17 protein-coding genes and 1 pseudogene are annotated in these 23,464 nt (G+C 61.2%); 13 read left to right on the forward strand and 5 right to left on the reverse strand.

Annotation, left to right across the window (positions count from 1 at the left end):
• The first annotated feature begins 19 nt into the window (after window positions 1-19).
• The 10 genes from L5014_RS21730 to tssJ all read left to right on the forward strand — a co-directional run bounded on the left by L5014_RS21730 (window position 20) and on the right by tssJ (window position 14,269).
• The gene (locus L5014_RS21730; RefSeq protein WP_238465806.1) at window positions 20-1,591 is read left to right on the forward strand and encodes an esterase/lipase family protein; all 1,572 of its coding nucleotides are present in this window, start codon (window positions 20-22) and stop codon (window positions 1,589-1,591) included.
• A gap of 101 nt (window positions 1,592-1,692) precedes the next feature.
• Window positions 1,693-2,661: a T6SS immunity protein Tli4 family protein gene (locus L5014_RS21735; protein ID WP_238465807.1), complete on the forward strand. Its 969-nt coding sequence runs from the start codon at window positions 1,693-1,695 to the stop codon at window positions 2,659-2,661.
• A 151-nt stretch (window positions 2,662-2,812) separates the two neighbouring features.
• Window positions 2,813-3,904: a T6SS immunity protein Tli4 family protein gene (locus L5014_RS21740; protein ID WP_238465808.1), complete on the forward strand. Its 1,092-nt coding sequence runs from the start codon at window positions 2,813-2,815 to the stop codon at window positions 3,902-3,904.
• Between the two features lie 10 nt (window positions 3,905-3,914).
• Window positions 3,915-5,177 (forward strand): hypothetical protein, encoded by a 1,263-nt coding sequence (locus L5014_RS21745; protein ID WP_238465809.1) that lies wholly within the window; start codon window positions 3,915-3,917, stop codon window positions 5,175-5,177.
• Between the two features lie 81 nt (window positions 5,178-5,258).
• A complete protein-coding gene (locus L5014_RS21750; RefSeq protein ID WP_338019314.1) occupies window positions 5,259-5,528 on the forward strand; it encodes a PAAR domain-containing protein in 270 nt (89 codons plus the stop codon).
• Window positions 5,529-5,632: 104 nt separating this feature from the next.
• Window positions 5,633-9,181: an ImcF-related family protein gene (locus L5014_RS21755; protein WP_238465811.1), complete on the forward strand. Its 3,549-nt coding sequence runs from the start codon at window positions 5,633-5,635 to the stop codon at window positions 9,179-9,181.
• The gene (gene tssA / locus L5014_RS21760; protein ID WP_238465812.1) at window positions 9,178-10,764 is read left to right on the forward strand and encodes a type VI secretion system protein TssA; all 1,587 of its coding nucleotides are present in this window, start codon (window positions 9,178-9,180) and stop codon (window positions 10,762-10,764) included. The genes L5014_RS21755 and tssA overlap by 4 nt, the downstream gene beginning before the upstream one ends.
• A gap of 37 nt (window positions 10,765-10,801) precedes the next feature.
• A complete protein-coding gene (gene tssF / locus L5014_RS21765; protein WP_238465813.1) occupies window positions 10,802-12,610 on the forward strand; it encodes a type VI secretion system baseplate subunit TssF in 1,809 nt (602 codons plus the stop codon).
• Window positions 12,607-13,710, forward strand: a complete 1,104-nt coding sequence (gene tssG / locus L5014_RS21770; RefSeq protein WP_238465814.1) for a type VI secretion system baseplate subunit TssG — start codon at window positions 12,607-12,609, stop codon at window positions 13,708-13,710. The genes tssF and tssG overlap by 4 nt, the downstream gene beginning before the upstream one ends.
• A 16-nt stretch (window positions 13,711-13,726) precedes the next feature.
• The gene (gene tssJ, locus L5014_RS21775) at window positions 13,727-14,269 is read left to right on the forward strand and encodes a type VI secretion system lipoprotein TssJ (protein ID WP_238465815.1); all 543 of its coding nucleotides are present in this window, start codon (window positions 13,727-13,729) and stop codon (window positions 14,267-14,269) included.
• An 89-nt stretch (window positions 14,270-14,358) separates the two neighbouring features.
• Here the strand turns inward: tssJ and L5014_RS21780 are convergent.
• From L5014_RS21780 to shiA, 3 genes and pseudogenes are all read right to left on the reverse strand, one after another.
• A pseudogene (locus L5014_RS21780) lies at window positions 14,359-15,645 on the reverse strand (IS5 family transposase); the annotation flags it as partial.
• A 153-nt stretch (window positions 15,646-15,798) separates the two neighbouring features.
• Window positions 15,799-16,569 (reverse strand): IclR family transcriptional regulator domain-containing protein, encoded by a 771-nt coding sequence (locus tag L5014_RS21785; protein ID WP_238465816.1) that lies wholly within the window; start codon window positions 16,567-16,569, stop codon window positions 15,799-15,801.
• Between the two features lie 73 nt (window positions 16,570-16,642).
• A complete protein-coding gene (gene shiA / locus L5014_RS21790) occupies window positions 16,643-17,962 on the reverse strand; it encodes a shikimate transporter (RefSeq protein WP_238465817.1) in 1,320 nt (439 codons plus the stop codon).
• Between the two features lie 269 nt (window positions 17,963-18,231).
• Between shiA and L5014_RS21795 the strand changes: the two genes are divergently transcribed.
• The gene (locus L5014_RS21795) at window positions 18,232-19,341 is read left to right on the forward strand and encodes a 4-hydroxyphenylpyruvate dioxygenase family protein (protein WP_238465818.1); all 1,110 of its coding nucleotides are present in this window, start codon (window positions 18,232-18,234) and stop codon (window positions 19,339-19,341) included.
• Window positions 19,342-19,417: 76 nt separating this feature from the next.
• Here L5014_RS21795 and L5014_RS21800 read toward each other — a convergent pair whose 3' ends face one another.
• Both L5014_RS21800 and L5014_RS21805 read right to left on the reverse strand, forming a co-directional pair.
• Window positions 19,418-19,855, reverse strand: a complete 438-nt coding sequence (locus tag L5014_RS21800) for a hypothetical protein (RefSeq protein WP_238465819.1) — start codon at window positions 19,853-19,855, stop codon at window positions 19,418-19,420.
• The gene (locus L5014_RS21805; protein WP_238465820.1) at window positions 19,855-20,412 is read right to left on the reverse strand and encodes a nucleotidyltransferase domain-containing protein; all 558 of its coding nucleotides are present in this window, start codon (window positions 20,410-20,412) and stop codon (window positions 19,855-19,857) included. Before L5014_RS21805 ends, L5014_RS21800 begins: the two co-directional genes overlap by 1 nt.
• Before the next feature lie 259 nt (window positions 20,413-20,671).
• Between L5014_RS21805 and L5014_RS21810 the strand changes: the two genes are divergently transcribed.
• Window positions 20,672-21,619, forward strand: coding sequence for a dihydrodipicolinate synthase family protein (locus L5014_RS21810; protein WP_238465821.1), 948 nt, complete (start codon window positions 20,672-20,674; stop codon window positions 21,617-21,619).
• A gap of 51 nt (window positions 21,620-21,670) precedes the next feature.
• A complete protein-coding gene (locus tag L5014_RS21815; protein WP_238465822.1) occupies window positions 21,671-23,251 on the forward strand; it encodes an aldehyde dehydrogenase (NADP(+)) in 1,581 nt (526 codons plus the stop codon).
• Window positions 23,252-23,464 lie beyond the last annotated feature (213 nt).

A 23,464-nucleotide genomic window follows, 5' to 3' on the forward strand; every position in this document is an offset into this window, starting at 1 on the left:
TTAAAGGGACTCCCAGAATATGGCAACAAATGAACGCATCATCCCCGCCAGAATTGCGGAAGATGGATCCGTCCACTATACGTCGGTGACTTCACCCCCGGACAACAGCACGGCGGTTTGTTACATGGTTCCTCAAAGGGTAATTCCCGTGATTTTCGTCCCAGGAGTTATGGGAAGTAACCTGTTCGCAACCGCTGGGCCATATAAGGGAACGCCGGTTTGGTTGGTAAATCGCCAGCTTGACGTGTTCCTGAAATGGGTGGGTCGTGGACCTGAAACGCGAAAGCAAAAGCTGGATCCAAAAAATACGGTTGTCTACGATGGTGGCGAGATTCCGTCCGGAACTGCGCTGAACGAAGCAGAATTGCGCCGCCGCGGTTGGGGCACGGTGGCACAAGCAAGTTATGGCACTTTTTTGCCGTTTCTGGAGAATACCCTAAACGATGCCCACGCTTGGGAGTCTGGCCTTCGGGTCCAGCTCATGCGTGATCTCGTGGCCACGGCGCCGGGCGTCAGTGTGCTATCGCGGGATGAAGTTGCTCTATCGTACAAGTACTGCATGCCAGTGCACGCAGTCGGGTACAACTGGCTTCAATCCAATGCGGACTCAGCAAAACATCTTGCGGACAAGATCAGGGAATTCACAGGTCACTACAAGAGACAGAACAAGATCTGTGAGAAAGTCATTATCGTTACCCACTCAATGGGTGGGCTGGTTGCACGCTACTACTCTGAAGTTGATGGTCATCGTGACAACGTATTGGGAATTGTTCATGGTGTCATGCCCACGACAGGGTCGGCAACTGCATACAAGCGCGTAGTGACTGGCAGTGAAGGAGTTGCTGGTCCAGTGCTTGGCCCAGACAACGCAACGGTGACGCCCGTGTTTGCACAATCACCCGGACCATTGCAACTGCTTCCGGCTGCGGAGTACGGGATGGGCTGGCTCAAGATAAGGGATGGGAGCAACCTGATTTCGATGCCGGTGGCCGACCCGTACGCCGAGATCTATCTCCGGCGTGGAACATGGTGGGGTCTTGTCGATGACAAGTTGACCAGTCCGTTGGGTCGTGAAAAGACAACGATCGATGCGGATTGGGCTGCATACGTAGCTTTAGTTAGCCAAAGAGTGCAGCCGTTCCACGAAATTATGTGTGGGAAATTTCATCGCGCAACGTACGTGTTCTATGGCGACGACCAGAAGCACCGAACATGGGGAGATATTGTTTGGCAGAGGATGGGAGATTCTGGCGGAATCTATAAGGACCAGAATGCGTCGTTAGATAGAATTTTGGACAGGCAGCCGTCGAGAAATTCTGGGACGGGAACACAGACGTTTAGTCAAAAGGTCGGCCGCTATCACACAGCTATCGACTTCAAACTTCAGAATCCCCAGGAAAATGGAGACGGAACTGTGCCGATCCGATCCGGTTGTGCACCTGCAGGCGGATCTGGCGTGCAGGTCTGTGTGGCGTATCAGGATGTTGAGCATGAGGGAGCATACAAGGGCCGTCCACAGCAACTCTTTGCACTGTGGGCGGTCACCCGCATTGTTGCAAACGTCAAAGGTACATCGCTGGAATATAAGTGATGAAATTTCGCGCGTGCATATGGTCGTTTGTACTTCCGATGCTGCTGGTTAGCGCGTGTGGACGCCAGCCGGCTCCTTTGACCGAACAGGAAAAACATAACGTGAGTGAACTGACCCGAAACCTGAAAACGCGTTGCGTGGGCCGATATCTGATTGACATACCTGCCGATGCGCTGGCTTCGGGCGGTGCGACGGTTCAGGGTGTAAAGATCGAATCGGCGATGATGTCACGTGATGCCTATCTTCAGGAGGTTGCAAGCCGAAAGGTAGAGCTTAGGGAAACCAAAAGTGTTGATCCGTATCCTTTTATCTACGAAGATGAGGAAATAGATGGTCCAAACACACACTACTTTATCTATCGTGGAAACGTGAGTGATGGTCCAGCGAATCGCGTTTTCGAAGCATACAAATGGGAAAGCGGATATCGTTTCAAACTAGGAATTGAGGGGGTGGATTTCCTTCATCCCGATCAGACAGATAAGATTTATATTCAGGAGTTGCCGGTCAAGAACGACGTTCCAGAAAAGAAACGTCTCGTGTTCGATCTGGTAAAACGGTTACGTTGGCGCGCTGACGATGAAATTCCATCGGAGCCCGGCCTCTGCTTTCTTGGTGCATTTTTGTATGGCAAGGCTGGAAATAGCGAGGATGCTTGGGCGCAGTTTGTGCTCAACGGAAACCGTGATGTGAGTATCGGGATGGAAAGTAACTCCGGTGTTCGCGAACCGAATACGCTGCTTCAGCGCGGTGATGAAATCGACCGTGACTTGAATACCGTTGGGGGTAAAACCGTACGTAAAGGCACAGTCGCGTTACAGGGTATGAACGCGGAGGAGTGGCTCTTTTCCGGTAAGACGGATTTAGGGGTCCATGGCAGTCAATTTACGCTGGAGGCGAATTCTATGACGAGTAATGCCCGGGCACCGTTGTTGACTCTCGATTTGTCGACAGGATCTCTTAACGCGTTTATGCAGGATCGGATAAAAGTCGCATCCGTGAGTGAAAGCGAAGCGATTGCATTGTGGGACGTGGTCTCACGCACTTTGCGCCCGCGTCCCAACGGATTTTAATGCGACGGTGATGGCTGTAGATTGTGCCATGGTGGCATCAGAGGAGCCAGTGCCCGGTCATCACGAGGAGGGTTGGTTGGATGCGGTTTGCCTTGTGGGGAATAGTGAAGATTCTGAAGAACGTAACGGGGACGTCGCTGGAGTACACGGCATGAGTTTTCGCCAACTCACGTCGATCGCGCTGGTGATTGCACTTATTGCCGCCTGCGGAAAATTTTCCCAACCGCTTACCGAAAAAGAGAGAAATACCGTGAGCAAACTGATCTCGGACTTGAAACCGCGCTGCGTGGGGCGCTATCTGATTGACATGCCGGATGACGCATTATCAACGGGTTACGTGTTCATTGAGGGAGTCGCCGTCGCGACGAAGCGAATGTCGTCCGACGAGTTCACTCAAGAAATGGACGCGCACGAGGCAAGTCTGAAGGCTAAGAAGAACACATATGGCTATCGAGTCCTATACGATTATGGACAGGTGCCAAACACGCCGTATAGCCGTTATTTCATTACGTTGGCTGATCTTGACGATACCGCTGATTTGAGTCGCGCTATTGAAGCGTATAAATGGGATGCGGGATACCAGATCAAGCTTCGAATCGAGGCATCGGACTGGATAAATTCCAAATATAAAGTAAAGGTACATAACACACCTTATGCCGTACCGGACTTGAATCTAAATGACGTTCCGGAAAAAACCCGTTTGGTTCTCAACCTGGCTGAGAATGTTCGGGGTCGTGCAGACGACGAGATTCCTACCGAGCCTGGTTTGTGCTTCAAGGATGGATTTTTACCGCGCAAGGCCGCTAAGGGCGAAGATGTCAGTAGTCTCTTCGCGTTGAAGGATCGGCCCGATGTGTATTTTCAAATGAAAACCGACACTGACATGCGAGAGCTACAGAAGAACTCCCTCCCAAATCGTCTTTCACAAATAAAAGTAGACATGAAGGATATTAACGGTCGAATTATCAGGGCTGCGCCGGTAATGGTTGGAGGCATCAAGGCTGATGAATTTCTGATCTCTGCCACAACGGAAGCCAGGATTCCTGGGCATTTTTTCAGAGTTGAGGCGAATACCACGGTTGGGGGAGCCACGACACCGTTCCTCGTCCTCGAGATGAAAAACGGGGGATTCAATGGCTTTACGGCAGATCGTCTGGAAACGGCTTCGCTCACAGAAGATGAAGCGATTGCGTTATGGGATGTCATATCCCGTACTTTGCGTCCACGTCCCAACGGTTTCTGAGGAGAGAGTAATGGCCATCGATTTTGCCCTGTTGCCTCCGGAAGAGCCCGTATCCGAAAGCCTGCCATCGCGGCTTTTCTGGACCGTTGCGTTCCTGGTGATCGCGATAGTCGGCGTCTTCGCAGTACTGCTTCTCTGGCCGAAAGGAGAATCGACCGAGACTCCGTGGTTCTGGACGTGCGTAACGGTCTATCCATTCGGTCTCTCCGCGTTCGTGGTCCTGCGACGCTATAGCGTCTATGAGGGACGTCGACTGGATGCAATCGCGTGGAACGACGCTCGGGCAGATTACGTGAACGGCGTATTTGATCGGGCAAGCCGACCACTCGGCGTCCTCGCGGCGAACTGCAGGTTCTCCTGTCAGGCGGGGGAAGATGATTTTGGAAAATTACTCGATGGGTACATCAAGCTTGAACCACGAACCGCCCCCAAGCCCGATGTCCCCCCTGTCGCCGCGCGCTGGTTCGAAATTTTGGACACGAAGGGTATCCCGTTGAAGTGGGATGTCGAGCGCCGGGATCACGTTTTGTCGTGGGCATTCAGTACTGTGACCGACACGGTTGCTGATGCCGTCCGTTCGTTGCCTCTGGAATTGATGCTGAAAGTCCAGTTGGTGCTGCCGGGTATTGCAAACACAGACGAGGCGCTGGCGATATGGAACAGGCAATGGGCGAAGGCAGATGTTCGCCCGGCTCAAACCAGAGTGTTGGGTGAAACGCCTGACCTGATGTATGCCGATACCTGGCTTGATAGAGCGAACGAAGGGCTCGACTGGGAAGCACGGCTTCTCGTGTTTGTAAGATTGAACGCCGTTCCTGGAGCGCTTCCGCCCGACCAGAGTGCGGAAACTGTGGTTGCAGTCCTTCTTGCACCGGAGGCGGTATGCGGAAAATTCAAGCTTTCACCTGTTGCCATGCTGCATAGGCCGACTCGAGATGATGACTGTTCCGTGGACGATGCCCTCGCGCACGCGATGCGATGGGGATGTATGCAGCCAGCGGAACTAAAGCATGTATGGAAGGGTGGCGTTGGTGCGGATAACGCCAACGCGGCGACGAAGGCGATTGTCAAGGTAGGTATTAGCGCAAAAACGGCGGATATCGACTACATGGTTGGTCGTGTCGGCGAGGTTGCGCCGTGGTTTGCTGTTGCATGCGCAGCCGGTGCTGCGGCAGCGGATCGCACGCCGCAACTGGTGATGGCAGCAGGCAAGGCTGGAACCTGTTTCTCGGTCTTGCGAAATATCCATCGAGAAATTGGCGTGCACAGGTAGGGCCATGCGCCGCTCTGGCTAGCGGCGCACGAATTGTTCCATCAATCAGGAGATAGCATCATGACAAGGCGGTACGACATTATGAAAGGCGACCGGACTACGGCGGACGGTACGGTGATGGGTGGTGATCCGAACGACAGGATCGGTGATCGCGAGCAGGCGTACGAACAGGACGAAGTGTGGTGTCCATGCTGTCAGTCGACTGGACGTATTGTGTGTAGTGGTCCACGTTTTTCAATGAGAGGCCCCGACGGCAGAGAAGGAGCCCTTAGTGACGATCTGTGTGTGTGCAAGTGCGATCCTTCTCCTCGTCTGCTTCCGTCCCAATACTCGTCTTACGTGGACGTTTGAGCGCGTGTGTCGAAATCATCATGATAGACGCGCCGCAGCCGACAGACTGTCAATGGGTCGGGATTGATCTGGCGTCGGAAGTCCAATTTCAAATGTAATTGACTATGTTTCGCAAGTTTCAACTCGATATTCTAAGCGTCGCCATCCTGTTGGTCCTGCCCGGGCTAATGATCTGGGTCCGGGGTGACGCATGGTTGGGCCTGCACTCTGCCGAAAGTCGGGCAGGGTGGATCGTGGTTCTTTGCGTTCTATTTGCTGTGCTGTTTCTCGGGTTCAGTTTCGACTCGTCTTCTCGACCCGCGGTAGCTGCACGACGTGTCCGGTACTGGGTCGAGAAGCAACTCAATTCGTTACCCAAGCTGCACGGTAGCGTTGGTCTTGCAGACGGCTCGAGCGCGTCCGCACTGAAGAACCGCCTTCGTGACCGCCACAACCGCCACTGGCGCGACCGCGACCGCTGGATCCTCATCGCCGGCGACGAGCCCCTCGTCAAGCGCCTGGCCCCCGGTCTCGTCGAAACCGGCTACGTAATCACCGGCGATACCGTCCTGCTCTACGCGAAGCAAACCAGCACCACCCTCGACACCGCCTGGCTCGACCAGATCCGTCGCATGCGCCCCGGCCGTCCCGTCGATGCGATCGTGGCGGTGGCCCGCAACCGCACTTCTCCCAGGACTCCATTCGACGCCGATGAACTCGCCCAGCGTCTCGCCCGCCACGCACGCGCGTTACGATGGGCCGCGCCCGCGTATTTACTGAACGTAACGGATTTCGGCACCGAGCCAGCGGGTCCGGACGAGGCCATCGGCTTCACATGGTCGAACGCGCGCGTGAATGTAGCCGAGATTCAAACGTCGCTGCGCGACCTCGCACACAATCTCGCGGATTCAGGCGTAGCGCGCGTCGTCCAGGATCGTCACGACCGCTATCCGGCCGAGTTGTCGCAACACATCGAGACGCTTGGTGGTGAACTGTCGGGGCTCGTCTCGCAGACGGCCAACTCGCGCTACTGGCGCCAGTCCGTGCACGGCCTTTTGTTCGCGCCGCTCTTTAAGGAGCGCAAACTCGGCCCGCCGGCCCGCAAGGAAAAGACAGGCGAGGAGGAAGACGAAGTCATCGCCCCACAGCACCGCACAACGTGGCAAACGATTGCGGACCACAGCCGCAAGATTCATGGCCGCCGCGTCGGCTTCTCGCTCTCGACTACGGCCGCGTGGGCGACGTCGTCCATGATCGGCCTCTGGATCGCGGGCACGATGGTATCGGGCTTCACAAACCGCGCGACAATCGGCGCGGCAGGAAGCGCATTAGCGAAGCTCTCGGCTGCGCAGGACCCCACGCTTGCGATGCAAACGCTAGACAATCTCGACAAGCAGATCGACACACTCGAAACGCACGAACGCGAAGGCGCCCCCTGGACAACACGCTTCGGTCTGAACCGCGACCGCGCCTTGCTCGCAGCACTGTGGCCAGGCTACGAAGACGCTGCCAATCGCATCCTCGTTGCCCCGATTCGCCAGAAGCTCGAAGACCGTCTGCGCCAGCTTGCGTCGATGTCCGACGAAGAGATCGCGAGCGGCGGCAGTGTCCAGACGCAAGCCGCTTACGACACGCTCAAGGCCTACCTGATGCTCGCGAAGCCGGAGCGTGCCGTGGCGTCTTTCCTGACTTCGCAACTCGCCGCAACGGCGGCGCCCGTGCGTCCGCCTGATTCGCCACTTTCGTCGGGCACATGGGAAGACCTGCGCCAGCACACCATCGCTTTCTTTGCCGATCACCTGGGACATCGAGTATCCACGAGTGGCTCGTCGCTTGCCATCGTGCCGGATGGCGGCCTGGTTGCAGCCACGCGTCAGACCGTGATCGGCGTGCGCGGCATCCAGAATTCGACGGACACGGTCTATCAGCAGATTCTCGACGACGCGAAGCCGAAATATCCTCCAGTGTCGCTGGCCACGCTGCTCGGCGACACCACGGGCAGGGGGCTCTTCAACACCGCGCAGACGATCCCGGGCGTTTTCACGCGCGAGGCGTGGGAGCAGCGCATCTCGAAGGCCATCGACGATGCAAGCGAGCAGGGCAATGTTGCCAGCGACTGGGTGCTTTCGGATACGAAAGCCGCGAAGCACGCCCCGTCGACGCTGAAGGCCGAACTGCGCCAGCGTTACTTCGACGACTACGCGCGGGCATGGGAGCAGTTTCTCAACAGCCTGCGCTGGCAGCCCGCGCCGACGCTCTCGGCCACCGCCGATCAACTCACGCTGCTGGGCGATCCGCAACGCTCGCCGCTGGTGGCGCTCATGAATGCGATCGTGTATCAGGCTGGTGCCGGCGTGATGGCGCAATCGCTTTCGGATACGTTGATCAGCAAGGCCCAGCAACTCGTCGGCGCCGACAACAAGGATCCGTCGAAGCAATCCCAGCCTCAGCTCGCGCCGCTTGCCGTCGCATTCGGTCCGATCCTGCGCTTGACAGGCAGCGATCTCGTTTCCATCGCACCGGCGCAGTCCGGCAAGGTGGCCGCGCAACAGGCGACTACCGGCGACCTGAGCCTCGCGCGCTATCTGGAGCGGGTCACGGCGATGCGGCTGAAGGTGCAGCAGATGGTGGCGAGCCCAGATACGGAGGCGATGTCCCGCGTTGCTGCGCAGGCGGTGCTGCAAGGCAAGAGTTCGGATATTGCCGATAGCCGCGACTATGCAAGCCGCGTCGCCGCGAGCCTGGGCGAGCAATGGGCCGGCTTCGGCCAGTTATTCCGGGCGCCGCTGAACCAGACGTGGCAGGCGGTGGTGCAGCCCGCTGCTGCGAGCCTCAACGATATCTGGCGCGGTTCGATTCTGGCTGACTGGAACCAGGCTTTCGGCGGCCGCTATCCGTTTGCTGATTCGGATAACGATGCATCGCTGCCCGAGATGGCGCGCTTCATGCGGCTGGATAACGGTGTGATTGCGCAGTTCGTCGCGACGCAGCTGGCTGGCGTCGTCGAGCGACAGGGAGACCGTTGGGTGGCCGCGCAAGGCGCGGATCGCGGCATGCAACAGGATGCGTTGCGGCTCGACCCGGCGTTCCTCGATGGCCTGAACCGGTTGATGCGGGTATCGACGGTGTTGTTCCCTTCTGGCGATGCGCATATCCGCTTCGATCTGCGTGGCGTGCCGGTGCCGGGCATTACCGACATGCGGATTGTGTTGCCGGGCAACGAGCTGCACTACTTCAACCAGAAGGAGGCATGGGTGCCGTTCGAGTGGCCTGGGCAGTCGCTTGAGAACCTCTCGCACATCGAGTGGCAGATGGAGCAGGGTGGATTGCGCTCCGCCCTCGATGTGCAAGGGCGGTTCGGGCTGATCCGGTTGCTGGAACGGGCGAAGGTCTCCCAGCAGGACAACGCGCGCTATCTGCTGACGTGGGCGCCCGATGCGAGTCAGGGCGTTGCGCTCAAGGTCCAGATGCGCAGCGAGGCGGGCGCGGGTCCGCTCAATGTGTTGCAACTGCGGCACTTCGTGCTGCCCACGCGCATTTTCGTAACGGGCAGCGCGAAGCCCGGCCCCAAGGTTGCGGCCAGTGGTCCGCCACCGCTGCCGCCGGCTGCGCTCGTCGCCGCGAAACGCGCCGCCACGCCGTTGCCACAGGGTTCAGTACCGGAGGCTCAATGAAGCTCGGAGAATTGTTCAGAAGCCTCTTCCCGGCACGCGAAGATGCCGGCGCGCTCACGCGCACGCGGCTCGATGCGTGGGCGCCGTGGCTACAGCCGCTCGCGGGCGAGGCAGGCATCGGCCGCGATCCCGGCTACGAGGATGCGTTCTTCGAACTCAGGGACGAGGCAGGCAAGCTCTCGGGTATCGACGAGAGTCTGATCGTTCGTTCCTGCGAGCAGCTTTTGAAGGAGACCGGCAAGGACCTGCGTCTTTCGGGCTACTACGCATTTGCGCGTCTCCGCCAGGATGGACCGGCTGGCTTCGCAGATGGGCTGGAATTGAACGCCGCGCTCATCGACCGCTTTGGCGAAGCCATGCTGCCCGCGCGCGCCGAAGCGAGGAAGGGCGCGCTCGAGATGCTGGCATCGGCGCGCGTGCTGGATCTGCTCGAGAGCCGTGGCGAATTCGCGCCGATGGATCTCGAGCGCGCGCTTGCGGCGCTAGACGTTCTGGTGACGCTCACGAGCGACTGGCCCGAGGCCGCGCGACCCAATCTCCAGCCGCTCGTGTCGCGTTTCGAGAGCAAAGAGGCTGCGGCTAGCGGTGAAGCCGATTTTCCTGCGCCGTTGGCGCCTGCCGTGGCGAGTCCTTCGTCCGGCTCGATCAAATCCGCGCTCGATTTGCTCGGTCAGGCCCGCGCGATGGCAGCGTGGCTGCGCGATCAGGAAAACGGCTATTTGCCATCAGTGCGGCTCCTGCGCAGTGTCCGCTGGGATACGATCCACGACGTGCCCCCGTCGAATGCCGCGTCGCATACGCGGCTCGTGGCGCCGCGCGCCGAGTTGCGCCAGCAGATGAAACGGCTTGTGTTGCAGAAGCAGTGGCATGAATTGCTCGAACGTGTCGAGGGTGCCTTCATGGAGGGCGTCAATCATCTGTGGTTCGACCTGCAGTACTTCCAGCATGTCGCCCTCGATCATGTGGGCGCACCCTACAACGCGTGGCGCGAGTTGTTGCGCGCGGATTTTGCGCTGTTTCTCGAACGATTACCCGGTATCGAGCGGTTGTCGTTCGACGACGGCACGCCTTTCTCCGACGATACGACGCTCGAATGGATTGCGCGGCATGCGGTCGTGCGGGACCTGGAGGCCGGGGAGAGCGTTGTGCCCATGCCCGTGTCGGCCGATAGCGAGGATGGGCGTGCTGGCGACTGGCCGGAAATCGAGGCACAGGCGAGAGATCTGGCCGTGCGCGACGGTATTGACGCGGCGTTCGCGTGGCTCGAAGCGTTGCCCGGCTTGAAGACCGATCGCCACCGCTATCTGCAACGGTTCGTGATGGCGCGTCTCGCCGATTATGCGGGCCGCGCGGACACGGCGCTCGCGCTGCTTGTCGAGCTGGATTCGTCTGCGAAATCGCTGCCGCTCGTGCGCTGGGATCCCGCACTCGTCTTCGAGATCAAGCATCAGTTGCTTCGCGCACTGAAAGCGGCGAGCAACCGTAAGGACTCCGACAAGCCGGTGCTCGCGCGTCGCATCGGTGAGTTGCAGAGCGAGATGACGGTACTCGATCCCGCCCGCGCGTTGTCGCTGGCCCAGTAAGTCCGCGGACGGCGGAACACCTCACAGGAAAACCCAGATGGACGACCCAATCCTGCGCTATTACGAAGCCGAAATGCGCTATTTGCGCGAGTCCGGCAAGGAGTTTGCGAAGGCGCATCCCGATCGCGCGCGCATGCTCAACCTCGATCGCGTGGGCGACCGCGATCCGTATGTCGAGCGGCTTCATGAGGGGTTCGCCTTCCTCACAGGACGCCTCCAGCAGAAGCTCGACGACGAACTGCCGGAACTCACCGAAGGGCTCGTGAGTCTGCTGTGGCCACACTATCTGCGGATGATTCCATCGCTTTCCATAGCCGAACTGGTGCCGCTTCGGGAGACGCTGCAGCGAACCGAAGTGGTGCCCGCCGGCGTGGCGGTGCGTTCCGCGCCGATTGGCGTGCCGCCCGCGCCAGGTGCCGAGGGCACGACGCCGCGTACCGTGCAGTGCCTCTATCGCACCACGCAGGCGGTGGCGTTGCAGCCGCTCACCATCACGCATGCTGGACCAGCCGTCCGGCACGACGGCCGCTCGGTCATCCGGCTGGGCTTCGAACTCCATCGTTCGGCGAAGTGTGACGAGACGGATCTTTCACGCCTGCGCCTGCATCTGAACGCCGATCTGCCGGTAGCGTTCTCGATGCATCTCGCGCTGACTCGCCAGGTCGATACGGTTCTGTGGCGCATTCCTGAAGTACGAAACGGTGACGCCGTGCCGCTTTCCGGAATCACTATCGAACCCGCGGGATTTTCGACCGAGGAGCGGCTCTGGCCCAAGGCCGATGCTGCATTCTCGGGTTACCAGCTTCTGCTCGAATATTTTTCGTTCCGCGAAAAATTTCTCTTTGTCGATCTGTGTGGTCTGGATGCAGAAAAGCTGCCTGCGGGCGTAACGCGTTTCGAGCTCGAGTTCGTCCTGAAGGACGCGTACCCGTCGGACCAGCGTTTCAACAAGGACAATGTGCGGCTGTTCTGCTCGCCGGTGATCAATCTTTTCGAGCTCGATGCGGAACCCATCGAAATCGACCATCATGAAACGGAATATCGCGTTGTGCCTGCCGGTCATCATGGCGAGCACGTCGAAACGTATTCGGTCGATGCGATAGAGACGCTCGATCACGATACGGCGGAGCGACACGAGTACGTGCCGTTCGCGACGTTCCGGCATCGCGGGGGCATGTTGAGGCACGAGGCGCCGGAGCGGTATTTTCACGCGCGCGTGCGTCCCGGCGTTTCAGGGCTGCATGAAACATGGGTCGTTTTCGGCGGACACGCCTGGGAGACCATGGAAACGTTGCCGGAGGAAAGCCTTTCGCTGCGCGTGACCGGCACCAATGGCATGCTGCCGCGTAAAGGATTGCGCGAAGCCAGCATCAGCGAACTTGCCGAGAGTACGGCGAGCGTCGCTGGCGTGCGCAATCTCGTGGCGCCCACCTTGCCGCTTTATCCGCCCACGGGCGACCGCTTCCAGTGGCGCCTGCTCTCGCATCTCGCACCGAACTTCCTCTCGATGATGAACGCCGAGGTGCTGCGCGGTGCACTGGCGCTCTACGACTGGACCGACGACGAACTGAACCGGCGCCGCCTCGCCGGCATTCTCCGGGTCTCGCAGGAACAGTTAGAGGAAGTGTCGGGTGGCGCGGTCGAGCGCGGCGTGCTGATCGAGGTGACGCTCGATTCCCATGCGTTCGCGGGCGAGGGCGACGTGATGCTGTTTGGCGAACTGTTGCATCGTTTCTTCGCGCTGTATGCGGAAATCAACCTGTTCACGAAGCTCTCGATCGTGAGCCTGCCGTCGCAGATTCGCACGGTCTGGCCGCGCAGCAAGACCCAGAGGGCGCCGCTATGAAGCCGCAGGACCGTGCCGATCTGGAGCCGCTGGTGGCGTCGTTGCTTGCACGCGCGCCGCGAATGAGCTTCATGCAATTGTGCCGCCTGCTCGAGCGGCGTTCGCCCGATCTTCCAGGATTCGGAACGCGCGACACACCGGAGCAGGAACCGGTGCGTTTCGGATCGTGGCCGCGCGTCGGGTTTCCGGCGGGCGAGGTCGTTGCGGTCGATTTCGGCGATGGACTGGACGACGCCGATGCGCAGATGCCGCCCACCGTGCGAACGACATTCATGGGCCTGTACGGCGTCGACGCGGCGATGCCGCCGCACACAATCGACGATATCGTCCTGCGGGAAGAAGGGCATGAGGTGGTCGAATCGTTTCTCGACCGCTTCAATCACCGCTTTGTCACGCTGCTGTACCGCGCATGGAAGAAGTACCGGTATCCGGAAAGCTTCGGCCCGGGCGGAAGCGATGCCCATTCGCGCAATCTGCTGTGTCTGGCCGGATTCGGCTGGGGCGAGAAGCCACAGCGCGCGGGGCTGCCAGACTCGCGCGTGCTCGCGTTGCTCGGCCTTCTCGTTCAGCGTACCCGCACGCCCGAAGGGCTCGCGGGCGTCATCGCGCTCACTGCGCCCGGGGTCGAGGTGCGCGTCGACGAATTCTATACGGCGTATGCAAGTGCTGGCGCGCCGAAGCCACTTACTTCGAATAACGAAGTTTCAAGCGATGCGCAGGTGCGCCATGGCCTGGGCGGAGGCTACGTGCTCGGCAAGCGGCTTGCGTACCGCAGTCGCGCGGTGCGCGTGACCTTGCGTCCGGCAGACGCGCAACAGGCCCACGATCTGTTGCCCGATGCATGGCTGCATCGCGACTTGAAGGCCGTTGTTCAGCTCTATATCGGCGTGAAAGCCGATGTCGTTTTGCGCATGGCGCTATCGACGCGGCTCGTGCCCGCATCGTCCATCGCGACGGCCCATGCCGGGCTTTCGCCGCGTCTTGGCTGGACCACGGTTCTGCCGGCAGAGAACGAACGCATGATCAATATCGGGCTTGGCGTCTGCGAAGCCATTCCGGCGCCCGCGCCCAATCCGTATCTGACTCCCCACCATGTTTGAGCAAGGAAACCCGATCATGTCCCGACGCCGCGCTGCCGTTGTCGCTTTGGCTGTTGCACCCATCCTTTTGCTTGCGGGGTGCGGCGCGTGGCAGGCCGTCTCGGATGGTACGTCGAACGCGCTTCGCGCGGTCTTTTATCGCCAGGTCAAGGTGCTCAACGTCGATCTCGCGGCACGCGACGCACTGAATCCAGACGACGCAGGCAGATCTACATCGGTGGCCGTGCGCGTTTATCAATTGAAGGACCGCAAGGTTTTCGATGGCGCGTCATACGACGATCTAATGAAGAGCGACAAGACCGTGCTGGCGCAGGACCTCAATTCGAGCATGGCGGCGGTGCTGAATCCGGGCGCGTCGGCGAGCTTTACCGAGCCTTTGCAGAAGAGCACGCAGTATGTGGCCGTTATCGCGCTGTATCGCGTGCCGGGTACGGACAGCGCGTGGAAGCGCGTGATCGAAAAGAAGAAACTCGATCCGGAAAAGCCGCTGAAGCTTGAACTGGTGGCGAATCAATTGCAAATAGCCGGTGATGCCGGCGGACAGACTGCCACGAGGTAAGTGTGGTCGTTAGTTAGTCGCCCCTGAACAATGCGATTCTCGTGTCGCCGACGTGACGCCGGCACGTTGGCGGCAGTGCAGCAGTTGAACAGGGCAGCGAGAACAAAGACACAAAGAAGCCGCAGCTTCCTCAGGATCATCCGGAGATTGTGACCGGCGCCGCACAGCACCGCGTGCATCGCATCGCCGAGCGCGCCTTTGAGCCAGTTGCGATCAAGTTTTCCGTCTGTCTTCATATGACCGATGGCTGGCTCGATCGCGCTGCGTCGTCTGATCATTGCGCGTAGTCCGCGTGTGATGCCCCGGCGCAACCCCGGGTGGTAGATCCTCACGCCGTCGACGGCGACACCCTTGTAGCCGCGGTCGACGATGGCGACTTCTGGCGTGTCGTCGCACAGGATTGCCGCCTGCTCCAGCGCTTCAGCCAGCGTATGCCCATCGTACGGATTGCCTGGCATCGACCGCATGCCAACGACCAGGCCTTCCTTGTGGGTCGTTGTGATCGACACTTTCACGCCGAATTCGTAGGGCGTGCGGGCCTTGCCCTTGGCCAGACATTCAACTTCCGGTGCATGCAGCGCGTAGAGCTTGTTTTTGTCCTTCGGCTTCTGCGCCAGGATGCGCTTCGTGCGGCCAATCAACTCCTGCAACGCCACATGACCCGAGTCTGGTACCTGAGAGAGCTGTCGCTCCACATCACGCATCACCCGTCCAACGCGCGAACGCAGCGTGCGCAATGCCTTTCTCATGCGTTTGTACTGCTTCGCGTGAGCATAGCGGCCAATCTGCAGTCCTAGACGCGGCGCCTCACGGTTGTAGTTCTGCCTCAGTTTCATACCGTGCCGTGCCGCGGCCTTCACCAGATGTTCGCGACACCTTTCGAGCAATCGCGAATCGGTTGGGTGGGCAATCGCCTTCTCCATGACGGTCGTATCAACAATCACACGCTTGACGCTCGAGGCCCTGATCACGCCAGCACGCTTTGCTGCTTCGATCGTCTCGGCCAGCAACTCTTCAACACCGGCTTCGCCCAGTCGCTTGCGCCAACGCGTCAGGCTCGACGGGTCGATTGGCGGCTCCGTCTGCAGGTACGTTTCGCCCGTAAAGACCTGCCAGTAGGGGTTCTCAACCCATTGCCAGACGACCTCCTCGTCGGAGAGGTCAAAAGCGTGTTGCAGGTAGAGCAACCCCGCGATCAGGCGCGGCGAACTCGCCGGCCGGCCTTTGCCCGACACGAAGCTCCCGGTCATTGATGCGCCAAGTCGCTCCCAGTTGATCAGGTCGGCCAAGCGTATCAACGGATGCTTCAGGTTGATCTGTTCGCGCAGCGGTTGGCGGAAGAAATCTCCCTCCGTCACAGGCGTCTTCGGACCCATCCGCACCTCGTCGAAAAATGCAGGATTCTCGCGTTAATGTGCCAGGTTCCTGCAAATCTCACAACACCATTTCGGCCTCACAGCTCTGCCGCACAAGGCGCTCCGAATTGTTCAGGGTCGACTAGTTAAAGACGCGGCTTCCGTTCAAGCCCTTCACAACACATTCAACATCGCCAGCGCCGTCTCCTGCAAATGCGGGAGCACGCGCTTCACGGCCGCCTCGGCGCTTTCATTGCCGATCGGCATATTGGTACTGAGCGCGGCCACCACCTCGCCGCTGCGGTTGCGCAACGGCACGGCCACACCGCGCACGCCCACCTGCAACTGCTGCTCGATGAGCGCATACCCATCGGCGCGTGCGCGCACGATTTTCTCGCGCAACCGCGCGGCGTTCGTGATCGTATGCGGTGTGAACGGCGCGAGTTCGACCGTATCGAGCCACGCCGAAACCGCCTGCTGATCTTCCTGATGCGCAAGCAGCACCACCCCCGGCGAGATCAGCGGTGCGGGCACGCGCGCGCCGAGCACGAAGCCCGTGGTCATCACGCGCGAGACGCCGTTGCGCGCGATCACCACGAGATCCCAGTCGTCGAGCACGCTTACATAGGCCGACTCGTTGAGTGTCGCGCTCAATTGCTGCAAATAGGGCTGCACGGTACGCGGCAAACGCGCCGAATCGAAATACGACCAACCCACACGCAGCACACGCGGGGTGAGCCCAAAAAGCCGCCCATCGGTGTACACATAACCCAGCGATTCGAGCGTCAGCAAATAGCGCCTGGCGGCAGTGCGCGAAAGTCCAGTGCGTTCGGCGGCCTGGGTCGCGGTCATGCGCGCATGCTGGCTGTCGAAGGCCTCGAGAATCGCGAGGCCTTTTTCGAGTCCGGCGATCCAGTCGCGTTTGGCAAGGGGCATGGTTTCCATTCGTGAGTGGAGAGCGCAAAGGCCGGGCATGCGCCCGGCCTCGATGGCAAGCTATGGAACGAGCGCGGCGCGATTACGCTTTCGCAGGCTTCATGCTCGCGGCCACGATCAACGAGATCAGGCAGCCGATGGCGAGATACGCGGCCACCAGATGCCACGAGCCGCCGCCAAAGCTCACCAGCGCCACGGCGATGAACGGCGTGAAGCCGCCACCCACCACGCTCGCGAACTGATAGCCCACGCCCGCGCCGCTATAGCGGTATTCGGCGCCGAACAGTTCGGTGAAGAGCGGCTGCTGCACGCTCACCACCATGTCGTGCGCGAGATTGGCGAGCGCCACCGAAAAGATCACGATCCACACGGTCGAGCGCGCTTCGAGTGCGAGGAAGAACGGCACCGCGCTCGCAAGGCCGATGAGTGCGCCAATCAGATAGATGCGGCGCAGGCCGAGCCGGTCGGCGAGCCACGCGAAGCAGGGGATGGTCACGCACGAGAGCGCGCCCACAAAGAGGCCGATACCGAGAAACAGATCGCGCGAGAGGCCGAGATTCGACGTCGAGTAGCTGAGCGCGAATGCGGTCACGATATACATCGTGAAGAGTTCGGCGAGGCGCAGCGCGACGATATAAAGAAACGCTTTCGGATGACGCGTGAGCGCTTCGAGCACCGGCATCTTGAGCTTGCGATGGCCATGCTCGACCTTTTCCACGAACTCGCGCGACTCGTCCATGTTCGAGCGCACCCACAGGCCCACGAGCACCAGCGCCACGCTGAAGAGGAAGGGCAGGCGCCATCCCCACGAACGGAATGCCCCGTCGCCGAGCAGGTGGCTCAGCAGCGCCACGATGCCCGTTGCGAGCACGAGGCCCACGCCATAGCCCACTTGCACGCCGCTGCTGTAGAACGCTTTCTTGCCGGCGGGCGCGCTTTCCACGGCCATGAGCGCTGCGCCGCCCCATTCGCCGCCCACGGCGAAGCCCTGGATCGCGCGAAACAATACGAGCAACACCGGCGCCCACCAGCCGATCGAGGCGAAGGTGGGCAGGAAGCCAATGGCGGCCGTGGAGAGGCCCATCATCATGACGGTGAGCACGAGCATGCGTTTGCGCCCGAGCCGGTCGCCGTAATGGCCGAACACCACACCGCCGAGCGGCCGGAACAGGAAGCCCACACCGAAGGTGGCGAAGGCCGCGAGCGTGCCCATGTTGCGACTGATGTTCGGGAAGAACTCGGCGTTGAAGACGAGCGCGGCAACGATGCCGTAGAGCAGAAAGTCGTACCAGTCGACGACGGCGCCAACAAAGCTGCCGAGCGCGGCCTTCTTCGCCTGGCTGCGCGCGCGTCCGGCGTTGGCCGAATCGGCTGCGCCCGTGGTGTCGAGGGTGGGGGTCATGAAGTGTCTCCTTACGCTGGTCTCATCATGCAAGACCGTCTGCCTGGGTGCCGCGACCGTGAAACGGAGCATAGGACCGCATACGCGCCGGGGCAATGCGCCAGGCGCACGTGGTGCGCGATAATCGCCCTAATCTGTGCGATTATCGAACGTTTTGCGGGTTAGCACCAAGGCCGACGAGGGCAATGCCGGACCTCCGCTTTGGGCAAAGTGTACGATCTGGTTAAAATCTGCGTTGCCCTTTTCCGTCCGTCTCAGGAGCCTTCCGCATGTCGTCCAACTCCCGTTCCGCCGCGCCGGATCCGGCCAATCCGCTCGGCATGGCCGGTCTCGAGTTTGTCGAATTCGCAGCGCCCGAGCCCGCGGCGCTCGAAGCGCAACTCGCTCAACTGGGTTTCAAGGCCATTGCGCGCCACGTGAGCAAGAACGTCACGCTCTATCGTCAGGGCCAGATGAATTTCCTCGTCAATGCCGAACCCGATTCGTTCGCTTCTCGTTACGCCGAGGAATACGGCATGGGCATTTGCGCGATCGGCGTGCGCGTGGACAACGCGCGGCGCGCCTTCGAGCACGCGCTGCGGCTGGGCGCCTGGGCGTTCGAAGGCGAGCGCGTGGGCGCCGGCGAGCTGCGGATTCCGGCCATTCAGGGCATCGGCGACTCGCATATTTATTTCGTCGATCGCTGGCGCGGGCGAGGCGGCCAGCATGGCGGCGTGGGCGATATCTCGATCTTCGATATCGACTTTCGGCCCATCGATGTCGCCACTGCGCAGGCCGATCTCGAACATGGCGGCACGGGCCTCAAGCGCGTCGATCACCTCACGCAGACGGTGGGCGCGGGGCGCATCGGCGAATGGCTCGACTTCTATCGCGACCTGCTGCATTTCCGCGAGATTCACGAGATCAACGCGAACTGGCATGTGGCGCAGGAGTCGCGCGTGATGGTGTCGCCGGACGGCGAGATCCGCATTCCGGTGTACGAGGAGGGCACGCATCGCACCGAGCTCATGCACGACTATCTGCCCGATCATCCGGGCGAGGGCGTGCAGCACATCGCGCTCGCGACCGACGACATCGTGCCGTGCGTCGATGAGTTGAAGGCCAATGGTGTGGAGTTCGTCGAGCCGCCCGCCGCCTATTACGACTCGGTCGATGCGCGCTTGCCGGGCCATGGCGTCGATCTGGATGCGCTGCGCCGCCATCATGTCCTGATCGACGGCGAGATTGGCGCGGACGGCGTGCCGCGGCTCTTTTTCCAGACCTTCGTGAAGCGCCGCCCCGGCGAGATTTTCTTCGAAGTGGTGCAGCGCAGCGGTCATCATGGTTTCGGCGAGGGCAATCTCGACGTGCTCGCCAAGGCGCGCACCGTTGGACCGTGACCACGATTTTGGCCAGTATGTGTTCGTGCACGGTACCGGGATTGTTGCGGCAATCCGGGCCCGGCAAAACAAGGCCTCACGGCGTACCGGTCAGCGCACGTGCAACGGGTAGGTATTTGGCCAGGATGCTTGGCATGACGGCGGCCTCGGCCTTCGACACCGGGGGGAACGGTGAAATATAAGAGGTGCCGTTGCGCCGCTCATGCGCCTTCGTGATGAAGGCAAATTCTTGGGAACTCACGCCTAGCGAGGTGGACACGCGCTGGATGGCCAGATTACGGCCCGCTTCTTTTGTGCGTACCTCGTAGAACTCCAGAATGGCCTGAATCACCTGGAAATAGCCTTCGTAGGCCAAGGTGAATATCTGCATATACCGTCCGGCGTCTAATCCCTCGGCAGCGGCCTGATAGTCTGCTGCGTTACGCAGAAAGCCCGCGATCGCCCCAGGGGTTGGGGCAACCACCTCGAAGGCTTTCGTCTGGATGAGGTTTTCGTATTCGGCTGGGCGCGACATCACAGTACCCTCAGGATAGGTCCTTGAATGATTTGGGCCATGATGGGGTCAGTCGTTACCAGCGCGGCCCATTCGGCCGGCTCGTATAAAGAGAAGTTGACGGGGCGCAGTAAATCTTGCTCGGTCTTGTGCAGAACCTCGGATAGTTCGAGGAGAGGGGCACTCCCGACGACAATCAAGTCGATATCACTCCGGGCGCTGTCAGTGCCCTTGGCGACAGAGCCAAACACGAACGCCGAATTGATGCGGTCGGCAAACGGCTCAAGAGCCTCTTTCAGCGGTTCCACTACGGCAAATGACTTGCGCGCGATGCTCAGTAATTCTGGATAAAGGGTGAATTCGGTATTTGCACGAATGCTTCGCTGTCGCCCCCGCCTGGCGTCTTCCCGCAGTACGCCGACCTCGACGAGACGATCTATCTGCTTTTGAGCGCTTCCGCGCCCACTGTCCGCCAACCGCAGCAGTTCTTGCAGCGTAAAACTGCGATCGGGCTGCAGCAGCGTCGCACCAAGCACGTGTTGCAAGCCGGGTGTGAAGAGAAAGTCGGCAAGACTCACAGCGAATCCTCATTTTAGGGATGATTGTCCTCATTCTAAGGATTAAGCACCAAATCCTCAATAGAGGGATATATATCCCTGTTTTAAGGATGTTCGCGCTGGCGCGGGCGAGCACAACCGATGCACCACCGCAGCGGCACATCGGTCCACTCTCATCCTCCAAACAAACCCTAACAAATACGCCAAGTTGTTTGACAACTAGGCGGGCCGAATGCTACTGTGCCGGATATCGACAACCCTCCATCCAGCACGAGGCCTCATGAATGTGTCCCCGATCGTCGAGAGCGAATTCGCCTCGACCGTGATGGCGGTGCCCCCTCTGGCACGCCGCTCCGACTTCTCGCTCGACGTCGAACAAAACCACAAGCTCGTCCGCCATATGGAAGCGGGCGGTCTGCGCACGCTGCTGTACGGCGGCAACGCGAACCTCTATCACGTCGCCACGAGCGAGTTCCGCGAGTTGCTCGACATGCTGGCGGAGGTGGCCGCGCCCGAAACGCGCGTGATCCCGGCCATCGGCCCGGACTACGGCAAGATGCTCGACCAGGCGCGCATCCTCGCGCAGACGAAGTACCAGACGGCCATGGTGCTGCCGCTCGCCGGCTTCACCACGCCCGCGGGCGTGGAGGCGGGCCTCACGCGCGTCGCCGACATGGCCGGCATCCCGCTCACGCTCTATATCAAGAGCGAGAACTATGTCGATGTCGACACGCTCGCGCGTCTGATCGACCGCGGCACGCTGATTGCGGTGAAGTACGCCATCGTGCGCAAAGACCCCTCGAACGATCCGTATCTGCGCCGGCTGCTGCAGAGCGTGCGGGCTTCGCAGGTCGTCTCGGGCATGGGCGAGCGTCCGGCGCTCGTGCACGTGCGCGACTTCGGCCTGGCCGCATGGACCACGGGCTCGGGCTGCATCGCCTCGCGCGCCGTGATGGCGCTGCTCAAGGCCGCCAAGGAAGGCCGTGCGGACGAAGCGCAGCGGCTCTACGACGCCTTCATGCCGCTCGAGACGCTGCGCGACGACATCTCGCTGATTCGCGTGCTGCACGACGCCGTCACGCTCTCGGGCATCGCCGACATGGGCTCGATCCTGCCGCTGCTCTCGCAGTCGCCGGCCGAGGCGCTGCCCGCCATCGGCGCGGCCGCGAAGGCGCTGCTGGCGTTCGAGCAGTCGCTGACGGATTCGGCGCAAGCGGCGCACGCCTGAGCGTGGTCACACGCCTGAACCTCAACTGAATCGTTAATGAGCGGAACGAACATGCAGATCACTGGAGCAATGCTGCTGGGCGCGCAGGCGGTGCGAGGCCAGGCGGGCGAGATGCGCGCGTTTGCGCCCGCGCTCGGCAAGGATATCGAGCCGCCATTCGGCCTCGGCGACAAGGCCGATGTCGCGCGCGCCTGCGAACTCGCGGCGCAGGCCTTCGACGCCTTTCGCGCCGCGCCGCACGAAACGCGTGCCCAACTGCTGGAGGCGATTGCCGAGCGCATTCTCGGCATCGGCGATGCGCTGATCGAGCGCGCGCATCTGGAATCGGCGCTGCCCAAGGCGCGTCTGGAAGGCGAGCGCGGCCGCACGGTCGGTCAGTTGCGCCTGTTTGCATCGCTGGTGCGCGACGGCCGCTGGTGCGGCGCGGTGCTCGATTCGGCGCTGCCCGAGCGCAAGCCGCTGCCGCGTTCGGACCTGCGCGCGCGACGCATCGGCGTGGGCCCCGTGGCCGTGTTCGGCGCGAGCAACTTCCCGCTGGCGTTCTCGGTGGCGGGCGGCGACACGGCGTCGGCGCTCGCGGCGGGTTGCCCGGTCGTCGTGAAGGCGCACCTCGCGCATCCGGGCACCTCGGAGCTGGTGGGCCGTGCGATCCAGCAGGCGGTCGCCGACGTCGGCCTGCCCGAAGGTGTGTTTTCGCTGATCTTCGGTAGCGGCAATGAGCCTGGCGAAGCGCTCGTCGCGCATCCGGCCATCAAGGCGGTCGGTTTCACGGGCTCGCGCCGTGGCGGCCTCGCGCTCGCGCACATTGCGGCGCAGCGCGCGGAGCCCATCCCCGTCTACGCCGAAATGAGCAGCATCAACCCGGTGTTCGTGCTGCCGGCGGCGCTCGCCGCGCGCGGCGAGTCGATCGCGCAGGGCTTCGTCGAGTCGCTCACGATGGGCGTCGGCCAGTTCTGCACGAACCCGGGTCTGGTGCTCGCCATCGACGGTCCCGAACTCGACCGCTTCGTGAAGGCCGCAAGCGCCGCGCTCGGCCAGAAGCCGGCGCAGACCATGCTGACGGCAGGCATCGCCAGGACGTATGGCGATGCCGTGGCGGCGCGCAAGACGGCGCAGGGTGTGGAGCAGTTAGCCGTGGGCGCGCAGAGCGATGCGCAGTGTTCCGCGCTGCCGCTGCTCTTCAAGACGAGCGCCGCTGAATTCCGCGCGCAGCATGCGTTGTCGGACGAGATCTTCGGGCCGGCCTCGCTCGTCGTGGCCTGCCGCGACGAAGCCGAACTCGCGCGCGTGGCGGAGCATCTCGAAGGCCAGCTCACCGCCACGCTTCAAATCGATCGCGGCGACTACGCGATGGCCGCGCGCCTCGTGCCGGTGCTCGAGCGCAAGGCGGGCCGCATTCTCGCGAACGGCTTCCCGACCGGCGTCGAGGTCTCGTATGCGATGGTCCACGGCGGCCCGTTCCCGGCCACCTCGGACGCGCGCACGACCTCGGTGGGCGCCATGGCGATCGAGCGTTTCCTGCGCCCGGTCTGCTACCAGGACCTGCCGGCGGAACTGCTGCCGGCCGCGGTCCAGGACGACAACCCGCTGGGCCTGTGGCGTCTGCGCGACGGCGAACTCGTGCGCAAGTAAGCCCGGTACGCCCGGCAAAACCGGCGAAAGGTGCTTGCAGCAGGGCTGCGGGCGCCTTTCTGTCAGGCATCCCTGCAAACGTCCAGCAAAAGGCTCACAAAGCGTCTTATGTTGCTTGACAACTTGATGTGTGGTTCGGCATCCTTTGACCGCAGTTCAGTTGGCGAATGCGTTGGCACATGCGCCGGCACATTGCCTTGCCAAAACCCGCAG

The sequence above is a fragment of the Paraburkholderia tagetis genome (assembly GCF_022213065.1).
GTDB classification, from domain to species: domain Bacteria; phylum Pseudomonadota; class Gammaproteobacteria; order Burkholderiales; family Burkholderiaceae; genus Paraburkholderia; species Paraburkholderia tagetis.

Coding starts and splice junctions, on each gene's coding strand:
- L5014_RS21730 (WP_238465806.1), top strand. CDS start 20: ATGGCAACAAATGAACGCATCATCCCCGCCAGAATTGCGGAAGATGGA.
- L5014_RS21740 (WP_238465808.1), top strand. CDS start 2,813: ATGAGTTTTCGCCAACTCACGTCGATCGCGCTGGTGATTGCACTTATT.
- L5014_RS21745 (WP_238465809.1), top strand. CDS start 3,915: ATGGCCATCGATTTTGCCCTGTTGCCTCCGGAAGAGCCCGTATCCGAA.
- L5014_RS21750 (WP_338019314.1), top strand. CDS start 5,259: ATGAAAGGCGACCGGACTACGGCGGACGGTACGGTGATGGGTGGTGAT.
- L5014_RS21755 (WP_238465811.1), top strand. CDS start 5,633: ATGTTTCGCAAGTTTCAACTCGATATTCTAAGCGTCGCCATCCTGTTG.
- tssA (WP_238465812.1), top strand. CDS start 9,178: ATGAAGCTCGGAGAATTGTTCAGAAGCCTCTTCCCGGCACGCGAAGAT.
- tssF (WP_238465813.1), top strand. CDS start 10,802: ATGGACGACCCAATCCTGCGCTATTACGAAGCCGAAATGCGCTATTTG.
- tssG (WP_238465814.1), top strand. CDS start 12,607: ATGAAGCCGCAGGACCGTGCCGATCTGGAGCCGCTGGTGGCGTCGTTG.
- tssJ (WP_238465815.1), top strand. CDS start 13,727: ATGTCCCGACGCCGCGCTGCCGTTGTCGCTTTGGCTGTTGCACCCATC.
- L5014_RS21785 (WP_238465816.1), bottom strand. CDS start 16,569: ATGGAAACCATGCCCCTTGCCAAACGCGACTGGATCGCCGGACTCGAA.
- shiA (WP_238465817.1), bottom strand. CDS start 17,962: ATGACCCCCACCCTCGACACCACGGGCGCAGCCGATTCGGCCAACGCC.
- L5014_RS21795 (WP_238465818.1), top strand. CDS start 18,232: ATGTCGTCCAACTCCCGTTCCGCCGCGCCGGATCCGGCCAATCCGCTC.
- L5014_RS21800 (WP_238465819.1), bottom strand. CDS start 19,855: ATGTCGCGCCCAGCCGAATACGAAAACCTCATCCAGACGAAAGCCTTC.
- L5014_RS21810 (WP_238465821.1), top strand. CDS start 20,672: ATGAATGTGTCCCCGATCGTCGAGAGCGAATTCGCCTCGACCGTGATG.
- L5014_RS21815 (WP_238465822.1), top strand. CDS start 21,671: ATGCAGATCACTGGAGCAATGCTGCTGGGCGCGCAGGCGGTGCGAGGC.